This window comes from Winogradskyella ursingii (assembly GCF_013403975.1).
Lineage (GTDB): Bacteria > Bacteroidota > Bacteroidia > Flavobacteriales > Flavobacteriaceae > Winogradskyella > Winogradskyella ursingii.
In genome coordinates, this window is sequence record NZ_JABFDH010000002.1 from 109,306 (window position 1) to 128,931 (window position 19,626).

The 19,626-nt window shown below is 35.5% G+C and carries 12 protein-coding genes; 2 read left to right on the forward strand and 10 right to left on the reverse strand.

All coding sequences use genetic code 11. From position 1 onward, the window contains the following. Window positions 1-3 precede the first annotated feature (3 nt). Together HM983_RS04305 and ppk1 are read left to right on the forward strand one after the other, a co-directional pair. Window positions 4-618 carry a deoxynucleoside kinase gene (locus HM983_RS04305; RefSeq protein WP_179344175.1) on the forward strand — a complete coding sequence of 205 codons (615 nt, stop codon included), beginning with the start codon at window positions 4-6 and terminating at the stop codon, window positions 616-618. 52 nt (window positions 619-670) lie between these two features. Next, on the forward strand, window positions 671-2,689 hold the full coding sequence (gene ppk1, locus HM983_RS04310) for a polyphosphate kinase 1 (RefSeq protein WP_179344176.1): 2,019 nt from the start codon (window positions 671-673) through the stop codon (window positions 2,687-2,689). Here the strand turns inward: ppk1 and HM983_RS04315 are convergent. The 10 genes from HM983_RS04315 to HM983_RS04360 form a co-directional block, all read right to left on the reverse strand. Further along, window positions 2,679-3,683, reverse strand: coding sequence for an App1 family protein (locus HM983_RS04315; protein WP_179344177.1), 1,005 nt, complete (start codon window positions 3,681-3,683; stop codon window positions 2,679-2,681). The genes ppk1 and HM983_RS04315 overlap by 11 nt on opposite strands. An 82-nt stretch (window positions 3,684-3,765) precedes the next feature. Beyond that, a complete protein-coding gene (locus tag HM983_RS04320) occupies window positions 3,766-6,327 on the reverse strand; it encodes a T9SS type A sorting domain-containing protein (RefSeq protein WP_179344178.1) in 2,562 nt (853 codons plus the stop codon). 293 nt (window positions 6,328-6,620) lie between these two features. Beyond that, the gene (locus tag HM983_RS04325; RefSeq protein ID WP_179344179.1) at window positions 6,621-7,889 is read right to left on the reverse strand and encodes an MgtC/SapB family protein; all 1,269 of its coding nucleotides are present in this window, start codon (window positions 7,887-7,889) and stop codon (window positions 6,621-6,623) included. A 170-nt stretch (window positions 7,890-8,059) separates the two neighbouring features. Further along, complete coding sequence (locus HM983_RS04330; protein ID WP_179344180.1) at window positions 8,060-10,474, reverse strand: sodium-translocating pyrophosphatase; 2,415 nt, start codon at window positions 10,472-10,474, stop codon at window positions 8,060-8,062. Window positions 10,475-10,593: 119 nt separating this feature from the next. After that, window positions 10,594-11,121 (reverse strand): inorganic diphosphatase, encoded by a 528-nt coding sequence (locus HM983_RS04335; protein WP_179344181.1) that lies wholly within the window; start codon window positions 11,119-11,121, stop codon window positions 10,594-10,596. A gap of 180 nt (window positions 11,122-11,301) precedes the next feature. Beyond that, window positions 11,302-12,303 carry an NAD(P)H-dependent glycerol-3-phosphate dehydrogenase gene (locus HM983_RS04340; RefSeq protein ID WP_179344182.1) on the reverse strand — a complete coding sequence of 334 codons (1,002 nt, stop codon included), beginning with the start codon at window positions 12,301-12,303 and terminating at the stop codon, window positions 11,302-11,304. Between the two features lie 4 nt (window positions 12,304-12,307). Further along, complete coding sequence (locus HM983_RS04345) at window positions 12,308-15,538, reverse strand: HAD-IB family hydrolase (RefSeq protein WP_179344183.1); 3,231 nt, start codon at window positions 15,536-15,538, stop codon at window positions 12,308-12,310. 6 nt (window positions 15,539-15,544) lie between these two features. Next, window positions 15,545-16,726, reverse strand: coding sequence for an esterase/lipase family protein (locus HM983_RS04350; RefSeq protein ID WP_179344184.1), 1,182 nt, complete (start codon window positions 16,724-16,726; stop codon window positions 15,545-15,547). Between the two features lie 7 nt (window positions 16,727-16,733). Then, window positions 16,734-17,669, reverse strand: a complete 936-nt coding sequence (locus tag HM983_RS04355; RefSeq protein ID WP_179344185.1) for an alpha/beta hydrolase — start codon at window positions 17,667-17,669, stop codon at window positions 16,734-16,736. Between the two features lie 3 nt (window positions 17,670-17,672). Continuing rightward, window positions 17,673-19,514: a wax ester/triacylglycerol synthase family O-acyltransferase gene (locus HM983_RS04360; protein WP_179344186.1), complete on the reverse strand. Its 1,842-nt coding sequence runs from the start codon at window positions 19,512-19,514 to the stop codon at window positions 17,673-17,675. Window positions 19,515-19,626 lie beyond the last annotated feature (112 nt).

The window sequence follows — 19,626 nt, forward strand, 5'->3', positions numbered from 1 at the left end:
AATATGCATATTGCTGTTGCAGGAAATATAGGAGCTGGCAAAACCACTCTCACAAAATTATTGGCCAAACACTATAAATGGGAAGCACAGCTTGAAGACGTGGTGGACAATCCGTATTTAGATGATTTTTACAATCAGATGGAGCGCTGGAGCTTTAATTTACAGGTTTACTTTTTGAACAGCAGATTTCGTCAAGTCAATCAAATACACAATAGCGGCAGGGATATAATCCAGGATAGAACAATTTACGAGGATGCACATATTTTTGCACCCAATTTGCACGCCATGGGACTGATGACCAATCGGGATTTCGAAAATTATTCTTCGTTGTTTGAATTGATGGAGTCTTTTGTAAAAGGTCCAGATTTATTAATTTACCTACGTAGCTCCATACCAAATCTTGTCAATCAAATTCACAAAAGGGGTAGAGACTACGAAAACACAATTAGCATAGATTATTTAAGTCGGTTAAACGAGCGCTACGAAGCTTGGATTTCAAAATACGATAAAGGCAATTTGCTCATCATTGATGTTGATGATTTAGATTTTGTAGCGGAACCTGAAGACTTGGGAGGCATCATTAATAAAATCGATGCACAAATCAATGGTTTATTCTAAACCTTAGCTTTTAGCTAACACTCTTTCAATTTTATACACCTATTTTTGCCCTATGAAATTGTACAATTCTAAATACTACCATCGTGATTTATCATGGTTACGCTTTAACCACCGTGTACTTCAAGAAGTAAGCGACAAGAGAAATCCGCTATACGAACGCATTAAGTTTTTAGCCATATTTTCTTCAAATCTCGATGAGTTTTTTAGGGTAAGAGTTTCAGATATAAGACAAATAAAAAATATTGAAAAGCCGCTGAGAAAAAAGCTGATCACAAAACCCAATAAGGTTTTAAAGGAAATTAAAAAGCAGGTTCATATCCAACAAGAAGAATTTGGAAAAATTTTCAAGGAAGAAATTATTCCAGACCTTAAAAAAGAAAATATATTCCTCATTGACTATCACGAATTTTCGGAAGAACAACAGAGAATAGCCAACACATATTTTGAAACGGTGCTAAAAGAGCTTCTTAACCTCGACTCATCTTTTCACACCAATCCAGATTCTATTTTTGTAGAGAATGAAGCTTCATATTTAACTACTCTTTCGGGTGAAACTTTACAGTTGGTGAAAATTCCAGATAGTGAGCCACGTTTTTTCTCATTTCCGTCTGAAAATGGCAAGCATTATATCACTTTTATAGATGATATTTTAAAATACGGTTTAGGAAAAATTCACCCAGACGATAATGTTCGCTATTACGCGCTAAAAATTTCTCGTGATGCCGAATTGTATATTGAAGATGAATTTTCTGGCGATTTAATGAAAAAAATCAAAGATGCTCTTCCTAAACGAGATAAAGGCCAACCAACCAGAGTTCTTATAGATAAGAGGATGCCAGAGCATCTTCAGGAGATTATTAAAGATGCTCTTGATATTTTTAATGCAGATTTGGTTCTAGGTGGCAGACATCATAACTTCAAGGATTTCTTTTCGTTTCCAAATCCAACAGATACAGATTTATCATTTAAGGAATTAAAGCCAATTCCGCATCCAGTACTTTCAAAAACTAATAATATTTTTGAGACTATTGACCATAACGACCAATTACTGCATTATCCTTATCAGCAATTTCAACCAGTAATAGATTTGGTAGAAACTGCTGCCGAAGATCCTAATGTTACTACAATAAAAATGACTCTCTATAGACTTGCGGATGAGTCTAGACTGAATACAGCCATTGCAAAAGCTGCAAAAAACGGCAAGGAAGTTATTGTCTTTATTGAAGTTAAAGCACGCTTTGACGAAGATAACAATATGAAATGGGGAAGTATTTTTAAGGAAAACGGAGCAACTGTAATTTACAGCTATCCCGACATAAAGGTACATTCCAAAATTCTATATATAGAGCGTAATGTCGATGGCAAAAAAAAACGCTATGCTTACATTAGTACAGGAAATTTTAATGAAAAAACCGCAAAACTTTACACTGACTATGCTTTGTTAACCTCTCACAAAAAAATAACTAAGGATTTAAATAAAGTTTTTATGGTACTGCAAGGTGTAACTATTATGCCAAAAACCAAAAGACTTTTAGTTTCACCTTATACAACAAGGGCCTCTTTAGAGAAGTTAGTAAATAAAGAAATCGAAAATGCGGAGAATGGAGAAGACGCTTCCATTATTCTAAAGATGAATAGTCTGCAAGATAAATCGATGATTAAGTTACTCTATCGTGCAAATAATGCAGGCGTGAAAATTCAATTGATTGTAAGGGGTATATGCAGCTTAGTTCCAGGTATAAAAAATCAAAGTGAGCATATAGAGGTAATAAGCATTTTGGATCGCTTTTTAGAACATGGTAGGGTTTATATTTTTGGTAATAACGGAGAGGAAAAGATGTATATAGGTTCAGCGGATTGGATGACTAGAAATTTAAGTCACCGTATTGAAGTGCTTACGCCAATCTTGGATAAAGACATTCATAAAACATTGAAGGATTTAATAGATATTCAGCTTTCAGATAATGTAAAAGCTAGAATAATTGATGCTGACCAGAAAAATACTTATTTAAAAAATTCAAAAAAAGAGGTAAGAGCGCAATATGCTACTTATGCCTATTTTAAGCAATAAATCCGTGTTTTCTAGCATGTTCTATTGCTTGCTCGCTGCTTTCTACCATAAGAACCATTGTCGTTTTATAGTTGTCCACTAAACCTTTTACGCGCAGCATTTTCTTTTTATGCTTTACACTTCTGAGGTAGATGGCCAAAATCCTGTCAGGAAATTCTTCTGCAATTTCCATGTATATATCTGGGTCATGCTCTCCACTGTCTCCAATTAAAATAAAAGGTAAATTTGGGTATGTTTTTAATAAATTTAAAATTTCCTTTTGTTTTTGTGGTTTTTCGTCTAGTGGTTTTTTTCTTAAAAAATTACTTAGACTTCTCAATAAAATTGGTCCTTTAGGAAAATTGTTTTGCTTTAAAAACAGTTCTAAATACCGATAAAGATTCCATGGGCTGTGACTAACGTAAAAAATAGGATTGGCATTTTCTCCAGATTTTCCACGATGTAATTTATGATAGAAATCGGCAGCACCTTCTAATGGACTTCTGTTTTTGGCATGCTTAAAAATTGAATTATAAATCACCTTCCATTTAAGAAGGGATACGACACCAGTATGGAGTATTGTATCATCAATATCGCTGGCCACACCAAACTGAGCTTTGTCTGATGGTATCAGTAATTCACCCGGAAATCTATTATCATTTTGAATAGTACGCTCAATATTAACATCATCATAAGAAAGAGTAAATGATAACCAGCCCTCTTCATTGGCAAGAGATTTTAAGTCTTCTAAATTTTCTTCAACTTTATAATAACCGTTGTCATCTGTTGTGCATTTTAAAACTTTATTGTTGGGTAGTTTTACATTGATACCGACATGTTTAATTTCGTCGGCTTCAAACCGCTTCCAGGTATTTACAGCCAAGTGCCAAATTTTTTGAGCTTCTAAGTCAATAGACTCGTCTTCTATAGCCCTTCCTCGAGCGTAGAAATGCTTATTTGTCCCGTAACTTTGAAACGCAATAATCTGAAGTGGGTCTTTTTTAAAAAATGCCATTCTTAGTCTTAAACGTCTAAAAATAACAAAAAGCCATGATTAACATGGCTTTTTAAAATTCTATTTAGGACAACCTAAACTTTTATCTAACGATCAATTTCTTTACTGAAGTAGATCCTTTTACATCATATAGCTTTACGAAATAGATACCACTAACCAATTGACTTATATCAAGTTGTTTAGATTGGTTGAAACTGTCAAGTACGTATTTTTTAACTATTTTTCCATTTATATCAGAGATACTAGCTCCTTTGAGTTGAATATCTCCGCTATATGATACTGTGAAGGTTTCAAAGGCAGGGTTTGGATACAGTTTTACGGTATTTTCATCAAAACTTTTTTCATTAATACTCAGTGTTGAAAAATTGCCTTGGTACATACCATTTCCATGCGTTCCAACTAATAAAACTTCATCTTCAGGACGAAAAACCAAACTAGTTACCAATGCAAGACCAATTTGGTCTGCACCTTCTATTTCCCAATCGGTTGTTAAAGGATCGTCTGATCTATACAGACCTCTTGCCGTACCAACAAAATAACCCACATCTCCATCTATTTCAGCTATTGCGGCTGATCTCACAGAAGATGACTCTAAATTTCGTTCAACCAAATTCCAAACAGGATTTCTACTTGTAACATTTTCGGTTATATAAATACTATTAATACCGTAATTTGAATATACAACCATAGCAATGTTTGGGTCAGAAGGGTGTATTGCTACTCCGCTTACTATAGAATTTGTTGTCGCATCTGCTGGCGTAATATCTCTGGCAGTACTTAAGTCAGTTCCCCGTGGATCTTTATGAATAAATACACCACCACTATCTCCACCAATTAGAGTGAAACTTGTAGTTGCATTATAAGTCCCTCTAGTAGCAGCCATGCTCCTGATATCTTCATTAGTTGGCAAACTATTTATATCTGACCAATTAGTATTACTAGCCGTTGGAGCATCGAGGTTTCTAAATATTTTATTTCCATCAGCATAGTATAAAGTGTTGGTTTCAGTATCCAAATAAAAATAAGTTACAAATATGCTATTATTAGCGGTCGAAGGTCTAATATCAAACGCCTGATTTCCATTTCTTAATGTTCTTATATTACCTAATTGAGAACCATAATAAAGCTGTATGTCACCAAAATTTGTTGGACCTGTTCCTGTTCTTCCAACAGCTACTGAAACACCGTCTCCACCAGCGAAATCTAACATTTCGGTATTACTAGACAAACCGATTGCCAAAGGTCCGCCTAGAGTAGTGCCATTATCTTGTGCTCCACCTATTACCAAGTCTGTTCCGGCCTGAGGATCTAAATTAACATGATAGTACTGGTATGTTTGATAATTATTATTCAAATTAGTCCAACCAACAGTCCCTGCCGTTACATCAGCACTATGTATTCCACCATCAGTACCTGAGTATAATAAATTAGGATTAAATGGACTAAACACTAAATCTTGAATATCTGGGTGGTGCACATCTCCTCCACCTAAATTATATTTTCCGTAGCTATTATTACTTACATAACCTCCTATTCTATTAAATTCTGCATCTACATTGATATTATTAATACGATATACGTTTGTACCTCCAATAACTACAAAATTTTCATCATCTGGTTTTACCGTAACCTCCAAATCATAACCACCTTGAATAGCAAATGGGTCATTCCCTGAAAGATTCCCTCCTGGCTCGTCTGGCAGTTTTGCGCTGAAATCTGTCCAATCATCTAATGTAAAATTATAACGCCACAAATCTGCTTCTATACCACCATTAACACCGTTTTCATATAATGCATAAACAATATTTTCATTTGATGCTGCAGTTCCTAAAACAATTCTGCCCGTTGGTGTCCATCCTGCTGGGCTACCATTATTAGCAATATTAACAAACCCTCCATTACCTGTAGGGGAAGTATACACTCCTGCTAATGTACTTCCTCCTGGAAAAGCAACATAAACTCTACCTGTATTGGTTATTTTCACGTCCGATTCTCTACCTCCGGTTGTATTATCTAATTCCAAATTGAAGTTAATACCATCATACCTATATAAACTTCTATTAGCAGCTACAAACAACTCACCTGTAATAGGACTGACCGCTAATGAATTAATTAAATCAAAATCTGAATCGAAACTCTCCTGAACGGAATTAGTACCAGGTAATTGATTCCATGTCAACCCATTATCTGTTGACTGCCAAATACCTTGACCTAAATAAAAAGGTCCACCATATGAAGCGCTATTACCTAAAAGTTCTCCTGTACCATAATACCAAATATTCTGAAATCCAGGTCTTGGATCTTGAGCAACTGCGGTTACGTTATGTATCTCATTATTTGAAGAAACTTTTGTCCAGTTTGATCCACCATCTGTAGATCTAAACATGCCACTGCTTACGCCACCAGCCAACATTGTATTTCCCGTATTATCACTTATATCAATTGCAAAAGCTCTTGTTCTACCTCCTAGGTTAGACGGTCCACGAGAAATATAGGTACTTACAAAATTTCTTGATGAGTTTACATTATTCTTCGCTGCGATGGCCGATAATAATTCTTTCTCTTTCTCTTCTAATGGTATCAATCCAGTAATTGGATTTTTTTGCATATCATACTCGAATTGAACACGCTGTTCAACCGTCATTCTTTTTTCTTCTAAAGTTTTTTTGGTCGTCTTTTCTTTTTTAAGAGATTTTATTGATTGAGTTTTTACCTGGTGCTCGCATGAGAATAAAGTAAAAAAACAGACTAAACTTAGTAGGAGTAATTTTCTCGTCATAGCTTCTTAATAAATAAATGGGTTTGGAATAAATTTTTTATCGTCAAATATATCGGATAAACGCAAAATAACGTGCATAAAATTCAAAAACTAATAAATAAAGTTGCTTAAAACTGATAATTAGATAATATTACCAGGAAAAAATAATAGACCTAATCTCAAAAGAACCATGAGTCTGGCCATAACCACATCACCAAAAGTCCAAATACGATAACGGTTCCGAAAGAAATAATGATCCATTTAGCGATTTCTTTAGTCCCCAAAACAATGGCCATAATACCTTTAAAAAGCATATTGGATAAGCCAGCAAGCAATATTAATTTCCAGCCAACCATAGCTTTTAATGTTCCTTCTTTAATTAATTGAGAAAGCGATAATGTAATGGCATCTACATCCGTAAGACCACTAATAATTGAAATGATATAAAGTGCATTATTTCCGAATTTTTCTTTTGTGAAAGCCACGGCTAATAGAATAAATCCATACAATAGTCCAAAAATTAAAGCACTTTTGAATTGTGCGGGATTATCTGGCTCAGGCATTTCCTCATCTTCTTTATCATCTTTATTAATGAGATAGAACAAACCTACACACAATAGCACCATAATTAAAATTACGGCTCCAATCGGTACTGCAATAACACTTAAATATTGCGGTATAACTATACCAACCTCAATCAAAACCCTAACAAAAGAGATTGCTGAAGCTGTAGTAATAACAAATACTGCTAATTTTGTTATTTTCTTATTATCTGCAGTTTTTCTCGCATAGCTTACGGTTGTTGCCGTACTACTAATAAGTCCACCTAAAATACCATTCGATATAAGACCGGCTTTTTTTCCAACAAATTTGTATATAAAATAACCAACTACACTGATCCCTACTATAAGCGTAACCATTAACCAAATATTTCTTGGATTAATAACATCTAGTGGTCCATAAGTTTCGTTGGGTAAAATGGGTAAGATGACTAAACTAATTCCGGCCAAAGTCATTATTGCAGATATATCCTTAGGCTTTAACTTATCTATGAGACCATGTAAATGCTCCTTGACATATAATAAAATTGCCATAGTAGCACCCACAATTACACCAACAATCTGACTGCCCAAAACCAAATAAGCACCTATTGCGAACATTAATAGAGCAGCTACTTCTGTAGTTTGCCCAATGTCTGTTTGATCTAATTTTTTGAGTTTAATATAATTGGCCATAAGCATCATTGCGGCAATTGAAATGCCTAAAACTGGAAGAATATAAGGATTATCATAAGCACGAGTTAAAAACCCGGCCATAACACCCATTATAGAAATAAGAGTAAACGTTCTTACACCAGCCATGTGATTATCCGTACGTTCACGTTGCATACCCACAAGCAAACCTAGACCGAATGCAATGGCTAAGGTTATTAAGTCTTCGTAATTCATTGATCGTTTTGTCTATAAAATTATTGATTAAAATATAACAATTCGTTCGTAGTAATTAATTCAAAACGAAAATTTATTATCTGATTAGCACTATATGATATGTAACATTTTATCCATAAAAAAAAAGCCACATCTTTCGATATGGCTTTATATTTATAAATGAATTTCGGTTAATTCTTTTTAATATCTATATTTTTGATTACTTTTTTAATTTCGCCCTTATCATTTGCAGTAGTCTCTTCAAACGCTTTAAGCTCTGCTTCGACCTCAGATATGGTTCCTGTAAATTCTTTTTCCTTGGCAACTTCTTTTCCGTTTTCAATTGCGGTATAAGTAATAGTTGCTTTAGCCAAATCATTGGTATCTACGTTCATCTCTATCATTACTTCATTTTCAGCCAATCCTTCTTCCACATGACCTCCTAAAATTGGTGCAATAACCAAACCGATAAGGCACGTTAATTTAATCAAAATATTCATAGAGGGACCAGATGTATCCTTAAATGGATCACCAACCGTATCACCAGTTACTGCAGCTTTATGAGCATCTGAACCTTTATATGTCATTTTTCCATTAATTTCAACTCCCGCTTCAAATGATTTTTTAGCATTGTCCCATGCACCACCTGCGTTATTTTGGAATATAGCCCAAAGCACTCCAGAAACAGTTACACCAGCCATATAGCCACCAAGCATTTCAGCAATAGCTAAAGAACTCATCCCGAAAATCATTGGAACGAAAGCAATTGCCAATGGAAAACCGATAGTTAATAAGCCCGGTAACATCATTTGTTTTAAAGAAGCTTGCGTAGAAATTGCTACACATTTATCATATTCAGGTTTTCCCGTACCTTCCATGATGCCAGGAATTTCCTTGAACTGACGACGCACTTCATAAACCATTTCCATTGCTGCCTTACCTACGGCGTTCATGGCCAAAGCTGAAAATACCACTGGTACCATACCACCCACAAATAACATAGCTAAAACAGGTGCCTTAAAAATGTTGATGCCGTCGATTCCAGTAAATGTTACATATGCTGCAAATAAAGCCAAGGATGTTAGTGCAGCTGAAGCAATAGCAAAACCTTTACCCGTTGCCGCAGTTGTGTTTCCAACTGAATCTAAAATATCTGTACGCTCTCTTACGATTGGTTCCTGCTCACTCATTTCAGCAATTCCACCTGCGTTATCCGAAATTGGTCCAAATGCATCAATTGCCAACTGCATCGCAGTTGTTGCCATCATTGCAGAAGCCGCCAATGCGACACCGTAAAATCCAGCAAAAGCATAAGAAGCCCAAATAGCGCCAGCAAACAATAATACTGATGGGAATGTTGAAATCATCCCAGTCGCTAGACCAGCAATTATATTAGTTCCAGCACCGGTTGAGGATTGTTGTACGATTTTTAATATTGGACTTTTACCCAATCCTGTATAATATTCAGTTACGGAAGAAATAACCGCACCCACAAAAAGACCAACTAAAGTCGCATAGAATACACGCATGCGTGAGATGTCTTGTAATCCTTCACCAAAAAATTCCATTTTCATGGTTTCTGGCAACATATAAATACAAAGCCCCAAACAAGAAAGAGCAACTAAAATAATAGATGTCCAGTTACCAATGTTCAGTGCTCCCATAACCTGAGCCTCTTTGGCATCGTTATTTTTAATTTTTACCAACATAGTTCCGATAATCGAAATGATAATTCCTACACCAGCAATAGCCATTGGTAATAAAATTGGGCCAATACCACCAAAACCGAGTTCAGCAATATCACCACCCATATCTTTGATTACATAGTTTCCTAATACCATCGCTGCTAATACGGTTGCAACGTACGATCCAAATAGATCGGCTCCCATACCTGCAACATCACCTACGTTATCACCAACATTATCTGCAATAGTTGCAGGATTACGAGGATCATCTTCTGGGATACCAGCTTCAACTTTACCAACTAAATCAGCTCCAACGTCTGCTGCTTTTGTGTAGATTCCGCCACCAACACGAGCGAACAAAGCAATCGATTCAGCACCTAAAGAGAATCCTGCTAATGTTTCTAGTACAATGGTCATGTCCATTGTATTCGTCCACTCACTTCCCATAAAGAACCAAAAGAAAAAGATGAAAAAGGCTGTTAAACCTAAAACAGCTAAACCAGCAACCCCAAGTCCCATAACAGTACCACCACCAAAAGAAATCTTAAGTGCATTTGGCAAACTTGTACGCGCAGCTTGTGTTGTTCTTACATTAGTTTTGGTAGCGATTTTCATACCTATATTTCCCGCAAACGCTGAAAACACAGCTCCAAAAATAAAAGCTACTACTATCAACCAATGTGTTGTTGGCACAACAAATGATACTACTGCTAACAGAATACTTACTATTAATACAAAAACAGCTAATAATCTATATTCTGCACTTAAAAATGCCAAGGCACCTTCGTAAATGTGATCTGAAATTTCTTTCATTTTCCCATCTCCGGCATTTTGTTTCATAACCCACGATTGCTTCACAACCATGTAAATTAAGCCTAAAAGCGCAAGTGCTATCGGCATATAAATCATTAATGATTCCATATTCTAGTTTTTAATTTGATTTGTTTTTAGCTGGGCAAAAGTAGTAAAATCAATGATAATAGAAAAACCCTTTTTCTTCAAATGAAAAAGGGTTAGATTTTTTTTATCTCTATATATAACTAAATAGTGAAACTTCTATTCTTTTTGTGCTCACTATTGTTATAACGATCTACACATTCTTGGTAGATTTTTACGGCTTCTTCTGCATTTCCCCAGCCACCAGTATCAACTTTCTTTTTTTCAAGGTCTTTATATACCTGAAAAAAATGCTCTATTTCCTTTAAACGATGAGGGTTTAAATCTGAAATATCTTTATTTTTATTCCAAATTGGGTCAGAAACTGGCACACATATAATTTTCTCGTCAGGGCCTTTTTCATCTGTCATATGGAAGACTCCGATTGGTCTCACCTCCATCACCACCATTGGGTAAGTTGGCTCTGTTCCCATAACCAAAACATCCAAAGGATCTTTATCCAAAGCTAAAGTTTCTGGTATAAAACCATAATCACCTGGATACATCATCGATGAAAACAACATCCGATCAAAACGTATTTTGTGTAATGTAAAATCGTATTCGTATTTGTTACGGCTTCCTTTAGGTATCTCTATTAATACATCAAAAGTTAATTTATTTTGGTCACTCATAATTGTTAATTTTAAAAGGGGTGCAAAGATAGTTTTTTGTTTTGTTATGAGCACATTTAAATTTGAATGATGTTTAAAGACCTTAGAGGTATTAAAATTGAATTGTACTTACATTTGGAAAATGAAGTTAACACCGATTATAGTACTTTATTAGTGTTTTAATTCCAATGTATTAAATGTCTAGCCTGGCTCTTTTTCAGAACCACTTTCTATTTTTAGCAACCCTTTAAAAGCGTCATAGACCGTATTACCTTCATAAAGGACCTTATACACTTCCCTTGAAATTGGCATATCAACCTTATAATCTCTTGCCAATTCCATGACGACTTTTGCGGTTTTTACACCTTCGGCAACTTCGTTCATTTCTTTAATGATTTGTTCCAAACTTTTGCCTTGACCTATCTGAAACCCTACGTGATGGTTTCTACTCTTAGAACTAGAACATGTGGCAACTAAATCTCCCATTCCTGCTAATCCTGAAAACGTTCTTCGCCTGCCTCCCATAGCAATTCCCAATCTGGTCAATTCAGACAATCCTCTTGTTATGAGCGCGGCTCTTGTATTATCGCCTGCATTGGCACCATCTCCCATTCCTGTAGCAATTGCCATAATATTCTTTAAAGCACCACCAAGTTCACATCCAATGACGTCTGTATTGGTATAAACCCTAAACAATCCAGTACTAAATACTTGTTGCAATTGTTGTGCAATGGTTTTATCTACCATTGCAATTACAGCAGCTGCCGCTTGGCCAGAGTGTATTTCTTTTGCAAGATTTGGACCTGTTAAAACACCTGCAGGATGACCTGGAAGTTCTTCTTCTATAATTTGGGTCATCCGCATTTTTGTATCCAATTCCAAGCCTTTAGAGAGACTTACGATTGGCACCCAAGGTCTAATATGTGGTTTCGCACTGCGTAATACCTCTCTGAAATGCTGAGAAGGGATACCCATTACAATAACATCAGCATTTTTAACCGTTTCTTCAATGGAAGTAGAAGCCTTTAAGTTTTTATTTAGTTTGGCACCTGGAAGGTATTTTGAATTGGTGTGTCCGTCATTTATTTCATGAACTGTATCCTCGTTTCTCGCCCATAAAATAGAATTACTGTTTTTCGCCGTTAATGACGCGACTGTTGTTCCCCAAGAACCTCCTCCTAAAATTCCAACGTTGAGTTTCATATAGTTAGTTTTCTAATTCATTAAGGTACAAATTCCTCACGTCTTCAATGTGTTTATTCATGTTTTTTAGTTTCCAAAGTGATGTATCCACAGGGTCTAAAACCACAACCTCAATATGGGTTGGCTTAAACATACTCGAACCTTTTGGCATAGCCATATAAGCATTTTTAATTACAATAGGAATTATTGGAACACCGGCCTGCATTGCCAAATGAAAAGCTCCTTTTTTAAATTGCCCTAAGGTTTTGCTTCCACTGCGCGTTCCCTCTGGCGCTATAGCCACAGAAACCCCGCTTTTTAAAGCCTCAACTGCTGGTTGCATAGCTTCAATAGCTTTTTCTTTATTGGCTCTATCTACATAAATTGCACCTAATGCTTTAAAAATTGGGCCTACAGGTGTTTTCTCTAATTCTTTTTTTGCTACACCTGTAAAGTCATGTCTTATTAACTTCATTATTATAAAGAAATCTGCAGCACTTTGATGGTTAAAGCAGAAAACAGCTGGTCTAATCTCCTCTAAATTGTGCTTCCCTTTTACTGCAATTTCTAATCCCGCCATCTTTGAACCTAAGTCTCCAATACTTGAGAACGTGGTGTTGGCCGCTTCTTGTCTAGACATGGTCATCGCACCTTTAAATAAGCCTTTCACGGCAGAAGGATATATACTTGCGGCCGCTAAAGCGGTTCTAAACCCATTAACTACTGGTTTTTCATTTGGTTCGTCAAATCTTAAAATTGGCCAATTATTTTCAAATGCCATTTGTGATAACCTTTGATCTGGATTTGTCGCCACTGGATTACCTACAATTTTTAACAATGGAAAATCTTCAATACTATCTGTATAAAAATAACTTTTAGATAAGTCTGTATTATTTTTTTTAGCAAATTTCCGAGCTGCTCTTGCTTTACCTTCTCCCCAACACATTTCTGAAACGCGCCCTGTAAATTTACCATTTCGCAACTCCATTTCTGTGGCATAGATATCGTTAATACCCAAAGCCTTTGCTATTGGCTGAATCTGATAGGTTGTTGCCGCAGAAATTATCACAATTTTATGACCTTTTGATAAATGTTTTTCTATTAATTCTCGAGATTCCGGATAGATTGTCTCTTGCAAATAATCCGTAAAAACTTGCTCTCCCAATTCAGTAAAAGCTGATTCGGCAATTCCCTTTACACCCAGAGCTGCTATCTTGGTAAGGACTTCAAAATCTCTATTTCCAGTAGCAAAAATGACTGCTGTGGCAAATTGTGTGAGGTATTCCTTTGCTGTGGTTTTTCCACTAAAGAGACGTGTAGTCATAAATTTCTTTGCAGAAAAATCATTGATGAGGGTTCTATCCAAATCAAAAAAAGCAGTGATGTGAGGTCCTTCTTCGACTATTTCTTTTTCGTTGTTTTTATTATATAGAGAATCTGGAACAAGCGTTTCCTCTTTAGTTCGATTTTTTAGTCCTTTTTTATCTTGAATTGTTTCTATTTGCTTTAGGTACACCAAACGTTCAGATAGATCTTCTAATTGATTCTTCCAACTTTCTAAACTGTCATAATCTATTTTTCTATCTACAGGAACTAAATTCGCATTTTTGGCAAAGCGGAGTGCATTAATCAAAAATGGTTTAGAAACACTATCTAAACGCGTAATTTTAGATTGCCAATGCAACTCCTTTCCTTTAAACATGGCCAATTCTATAAAGTCATCGTCATTAAAATCATCGTCAGTATCCCAACTATTTAACGCGTGGCATACGACTTTATCAGCTTCCAAATAGGAAAGTAAAATTGCTCTTGAGACAAATAAATCCTGCGTTTTCAATAATTTGGATACTTCACCTTTAGGATCTGCTAATATGGCTCTCCAGTTTTTATCAAATCTGGCTAATTCCGTTTCGATTTCACTACTAAATTTTGGTTTATTCGTGTAGAAAAATTCAAACTTAAATAAGTTACGAAGTCTCATAATTTCTTCCCAGAAATTAGTAATTCGATTTGAGGATTGATCATCTTTAATTTTAACCAATGCCATCTCAATAAAAGCTTGATGGTACAAATGTCCTGAAGCCATGTTTGCATAGTAAGTTGCAGGTAAATATTCGGTCGCTAACAGACTATATTGTGCACGTTGTCCTGCTCTACTTTTTTGGACTATTCCTGCTCCCTGCAACAAATTTAATGCAGACTGTATCGTGACACCAATCTTTTTACCACGATCGATTAAAACATCTTCTTTCTTCTGGCCTATATAGGTCATTAATTTATTGACCTTGAATTCAATTTCCTTTTTAGTTAAAGCAAAATCGTTTAATAGCGCGTGACAGACTAAAGAAACCGTTGTTACTGGGGTAATTGCGTTTGCTCTGTGAATCACTTCAAAAGCAAAACGAGGTAAAGTGTTTTTATCGACATAACTATCTTCTTCCATATCAGGAATAATGGCTTGTTGATCTCCATCTATCTCAACTGGATCCCCAAACCGAATGGCTGCACGACCATAATCATTTCCTAATTTTTTGATGTAACTTAATGCCTCTTTTACATTTTCTGCTTTCTTTTCTTGCCCTTTGCCTTCTTCTGTCATTTGTTTAACATCCGGTATGAGGTCATAAACAATAGATACAGGAACATACTTAATAGGCCTTGAGCTCTGCAATTCTCCTTCTTTAATATATTTTAAAATCCCCATTTGAGGATATATAATTTTACCCGTTCTTGAGCGTGTGCCTTCTATGTTCCAGGTTAGGTGATCTCCCTCATCAATTATGGTGGAAATATAGTGGCGTAATGCTGCTTTGTAAATAACATTATCCTTAAAACTTCGTCTTATAAAAATGAGTCCTGCATTATTACCAAGCTGTTTTAACCCTGGAAACGCCAAATTACTGCCTCCAAAAGAATAAGGTATTGGCATCCCATAACGTGCCAGAGTGGAAATTAGAACTAATGTATCTAGATAGGTTTTGTGTGTCATGATGAAAGCTACAGAGTTTTTCTGCATCAGTTTCATCAATTTTTTTATGCCTTTTGGATCTACATCAATTTTTTCACTATAAGCTCGGGAAAGTATATAATCGAATCCTTTCACCGACAATAATTTTGCCATTGGATGTTGCTGTGCGTATAGTTCTTTTATATAACTAGCACCTTGTTTTTGCACATCCTTAAAATCTAACTTTTGCTCAATAGCTATTTGCTTTAAAGCTTCTTGAAATTTATGATGTTCAATAATATGATCCATGACTGATTATTTTACGACTGGCCTGATTGACTTATTATTTTTAAGCGCTTTTCTTGCTTTGTTCCAAAAATTAGGATACAAAAAGCGTTCGATATTTGAGCCCACATTCCTCAATTTCTTACCTTGAATATTTGCACTGAGCATATTGGCCGTTACCAATAATACGCTTACATTGGCGCCCAATCCGGAATGGCTTCCAAATACTTCAATATTTTTTATATCCTTACGGGAGGTTTCCGCTTCCATACAATGTTTCCATGGCACCAAACCGTCAGTCTTTGTATATATACATGTTACAGGCACAATTGGTATCGGCTCGAGTTCTGCTAAAAATCGTTCGTTTCTTTCTTTTAGTGATTTTCCTCTAAAAAATTCCAACAGACCATAAACTGGTGTTTTCATATCCATAACTCCCCATATGGGCGAACCAATAGTTAAGATTTGTTCCACTTGATCTGGATGTCTATTTGCCATGATTTTAGCAAATATGCCACCACCACTCCAACCGACGATACTTACTTTTTCTCCATGTTTTTCATAAATATCATGTAGTTTTTCTTCTAATCGTGGTATGTAGTGCGACTTGACCATATTAAATCCCAAGTCCCATTTGTAGGTCGTAAATCCTAATGATTTCAAATATTTTCTAACAAAAGATGTTGAATTATCATCACCTAAATAAGGAGGGATTAATAACACAGGCTTACCTTTACTTTTTATACGTTTGGGGATAAAAGGATAGAAACAATAAATTGACGACCACTCTAACAATGATCGTGATTCCATAATCATATTGAATAATGGTGGTTGCGGAATTTTTTTATTAATTGAGGTGATTTCTTGTTTAAAACGTTCCACAATTGAATTAGTGTATTTGATCTCCTCTTGGTCATCACCACCTGAAAGATTTTCAGCAATACCCTCCAAAATAGTTTCTAAAGTTATATAGTTTCTGCTAGATCCCAATTCTTCACAAACTAAAATGGTTTCTGCAAGTAAAAGCTCTATATTTTCATGTTCATCTTTATTAATTGCATTAATTAATATGTTGATTTCATTCTCAAAAGGGTGTTCTATTATTTGTTTTCTCGTTAGTTCTTTAGCTTCTTTTAATGTTTTACCATTTAACATGCCCAGGGCCACTGCCAAACGTGAAAAAATTCGATATATAATTTGGGTTTCTTCCATTGTTTAATTAATCGTTTGTATGCGCTTTTAACCAATCTAACAATTCTTGCTCTACTTCTTTAGAATTGGTTTCGTTTAACATTTCGTGTCTTCCTCCTTTGTACAAATTGAAAGTGAAATCGTTAATCCCACATTTTTGGTATTGCTTTGCTACCCGTTTTACCCCTTTGCCCATTTCTCCTACTGGATCTTTATCACCGGAAAACATTAAAATAGGTAAATCTTTGGGTGTGGCATCAAATGCTTCAGGTTTATTAAGAGTTTTAGAGTTTTTAATTATATCCAAAAACACACCTAATGAAAAATCCTCTATTCTATAAGGGTCCTCCGCAAAAATATCTACTTGTTCTTGATCACTACTTATCCAATCTAGCTTTGTTCTATTCGGTTTAAATTTTTTGTTGAATTCACCAAAAAAGAAAGATTTTAAAAAATCATTTCGTCTCGCTCTTCCTCTAAAGGCAGTCACAGCAGAGGCGGTTACAAGTCCAATATTTCCCAGTCCCTTTATAAAACTTGCCGTCCCTGATAAAATTAATGCATCTAATTCGTCCCCATGTTGAGTGACATATTTTCTACTTAAAAGTGATCCCATACTATGCCCGAACAATATAAATTTTGAGTTTGGATGCTCGGATTTCATAAGATTTGATAAAGCGTACATATCACTTACACAATCCTCAAAATATTCTTTACCATCGTAATAACCAAAAAGGCGTTTAATCTCGGCTGTTTTCCCATGAGCACGGTGATCATTGGCATAAACCGAATACCCTTCTTCTTGCAAAAGATGGGCAATGTGATCGTAACGGCCCGCATGTTCGCCTAAACCATGTGCTATTTGAACAATTCCTTGAAAAGGTATTTTGGGATTAGCATCCCACTGGTAGTAACAAATGGGTTCACCATCTGCAGATTTTAAAATATCTGTTTTATAATGCATTTTTTATCTTTCTAAAAACGCGGTGAGCAACTTAATCAGTTTGGTTTTTCCTGCCGCAGTTCCCGTTAGTTTTATTCTTCCTTGTATCTGTAGTTCATCAAGCAGTAATTTGCCTTTATAAAGGGCATAGAGTATTTCGTCTTCAATCTCTACTAATACTTTTGGATCTAAATTCTTATTTTTCTTAATTATAGCTTTAGACTTGGTCAGATCAATTTCCCATGTTTCAGTTGTTGCACCAAGTCCAACTTTTATACAATAGATGCCTTTATGTGCTTTTACTTGTTTTGGATTGTCTTTTAAAAACTTTTTTAACGTGTTAAAAAACAATGTGCTTTTACTTTTCTTTTGTTTTGACGGTTTTGCGTTTGATTTCGTTGCTCCTAAATTCTGAATTTGTTCCTCCAACTCATTCGCCGATTCTCTTATATATCTTGAAAATACATCTGCATCTGGCATTGTTTTAGCGTCTGATGTGGTAGTAATACTTACCTGACCATTATAACTAAATGCAGCTATAATTAAACCGAAACCATCAACTACAGGTGTTAAACCAAATATAGAAACCACCTTATGCCCATTTAAATATAACAAACCGCGAGGCCCAGGAACATTTGTGATTGTCACATTAAAAGGTGGCCTGTGTAAATCTTTAATATTGTACTTACTGTATAAACCTGCAGCTAAATTTGCCAATCCAAAAGGTACTGCATCCGCCATTTTAGATAGCGTTTTTGCGCCGAGTGTGTTATGTCTGGATTTCCCCAACATGGTTTGCTCTTGTATATATTCTAACCGCTCAAGTGGACTATCGATATGGGTTGCCAATTGAATCATCATATTAGAAATTTGATTGTTCATCTGTGTGCTGTTTTCTGTTCTGATCGAAATAGGCACGTTAGCGACTAAAGGATGAAGCGGCAATTTTTCTTTCTCCTGTAAATAGCGACGAATAGCACCAGCGCATATAGCCAAAATAATATCGTTAATACTGCCTCCCATAACCTTACGGAGAGCATTGATCCGATCAAAGGATAAAATAGCCGTTCCCCAAGTTCTTTTAGCAGAGATAGATCCGTTAAAAATTGAAATCGGTACTGGAAATTTAGTTGAACTAAATTCCTTTTGAATACTAAGCCTTTTCGCTGCTCTACTTTTTATAAAACTGTAAGCCGTCTCCGCAACTGTTTTAGGAATTCTAAAAGGATTTTTTAAAAATCCATAACCACTTTTTAGCAATAAGCTAAGCTCATCTGGCAGCGGCTCTGGGTTAAAAGGTTTAGGTTTAGAAGGTTTCTTTCCATTACCTTCCGCATCAGTATCGTATAGTACACCCATAATACCAACGCCAGAACTACCATCTATCATTACATGGTGTACTTTAGTGACTATAGCAACAGATCCTTTTGGCACTTGAGCTATTTCATCAATACCTTCTATAAAATGTACCGACCATAACGGTCTTCTTAAATCTAATGGAGAACTGAATAATGTCGAAGTTAGATTTCTCAACGTCTTCCAATTAGACGGATCCGGTAATTTAATACGATTAAGATGTAAATCTAAATCGAAATTTGGATCATCTACCCAATACGGATAATCTAAATTCATCGGAACACTAAGTAAGCGTTGCCTGAACTTAGGAATAAGATGCAATTTGGAGGCTATTATGTTTTTAAAATCTTCGAATTTTAATGAACCTTCCACAATATTCAAGGAAGCGATATGCATTGGGCTGGTGGGTGACTCAGCATACAAGAACGCAGCATCAGATCCCGAAATTTGTTGAATAGAAGCATCAAATGCATCTTGAACAATATCCTTAATATCCATTTTTTTTGACATTAGCCACTCGGTTTTATAGTGTTTTCAATATTTTAATTTGACCTTTAAAATACTAAAAAACACCTATTTATTTGTTTATTTTCAAGAGTTGCAAGATACGCATTTTAACAGA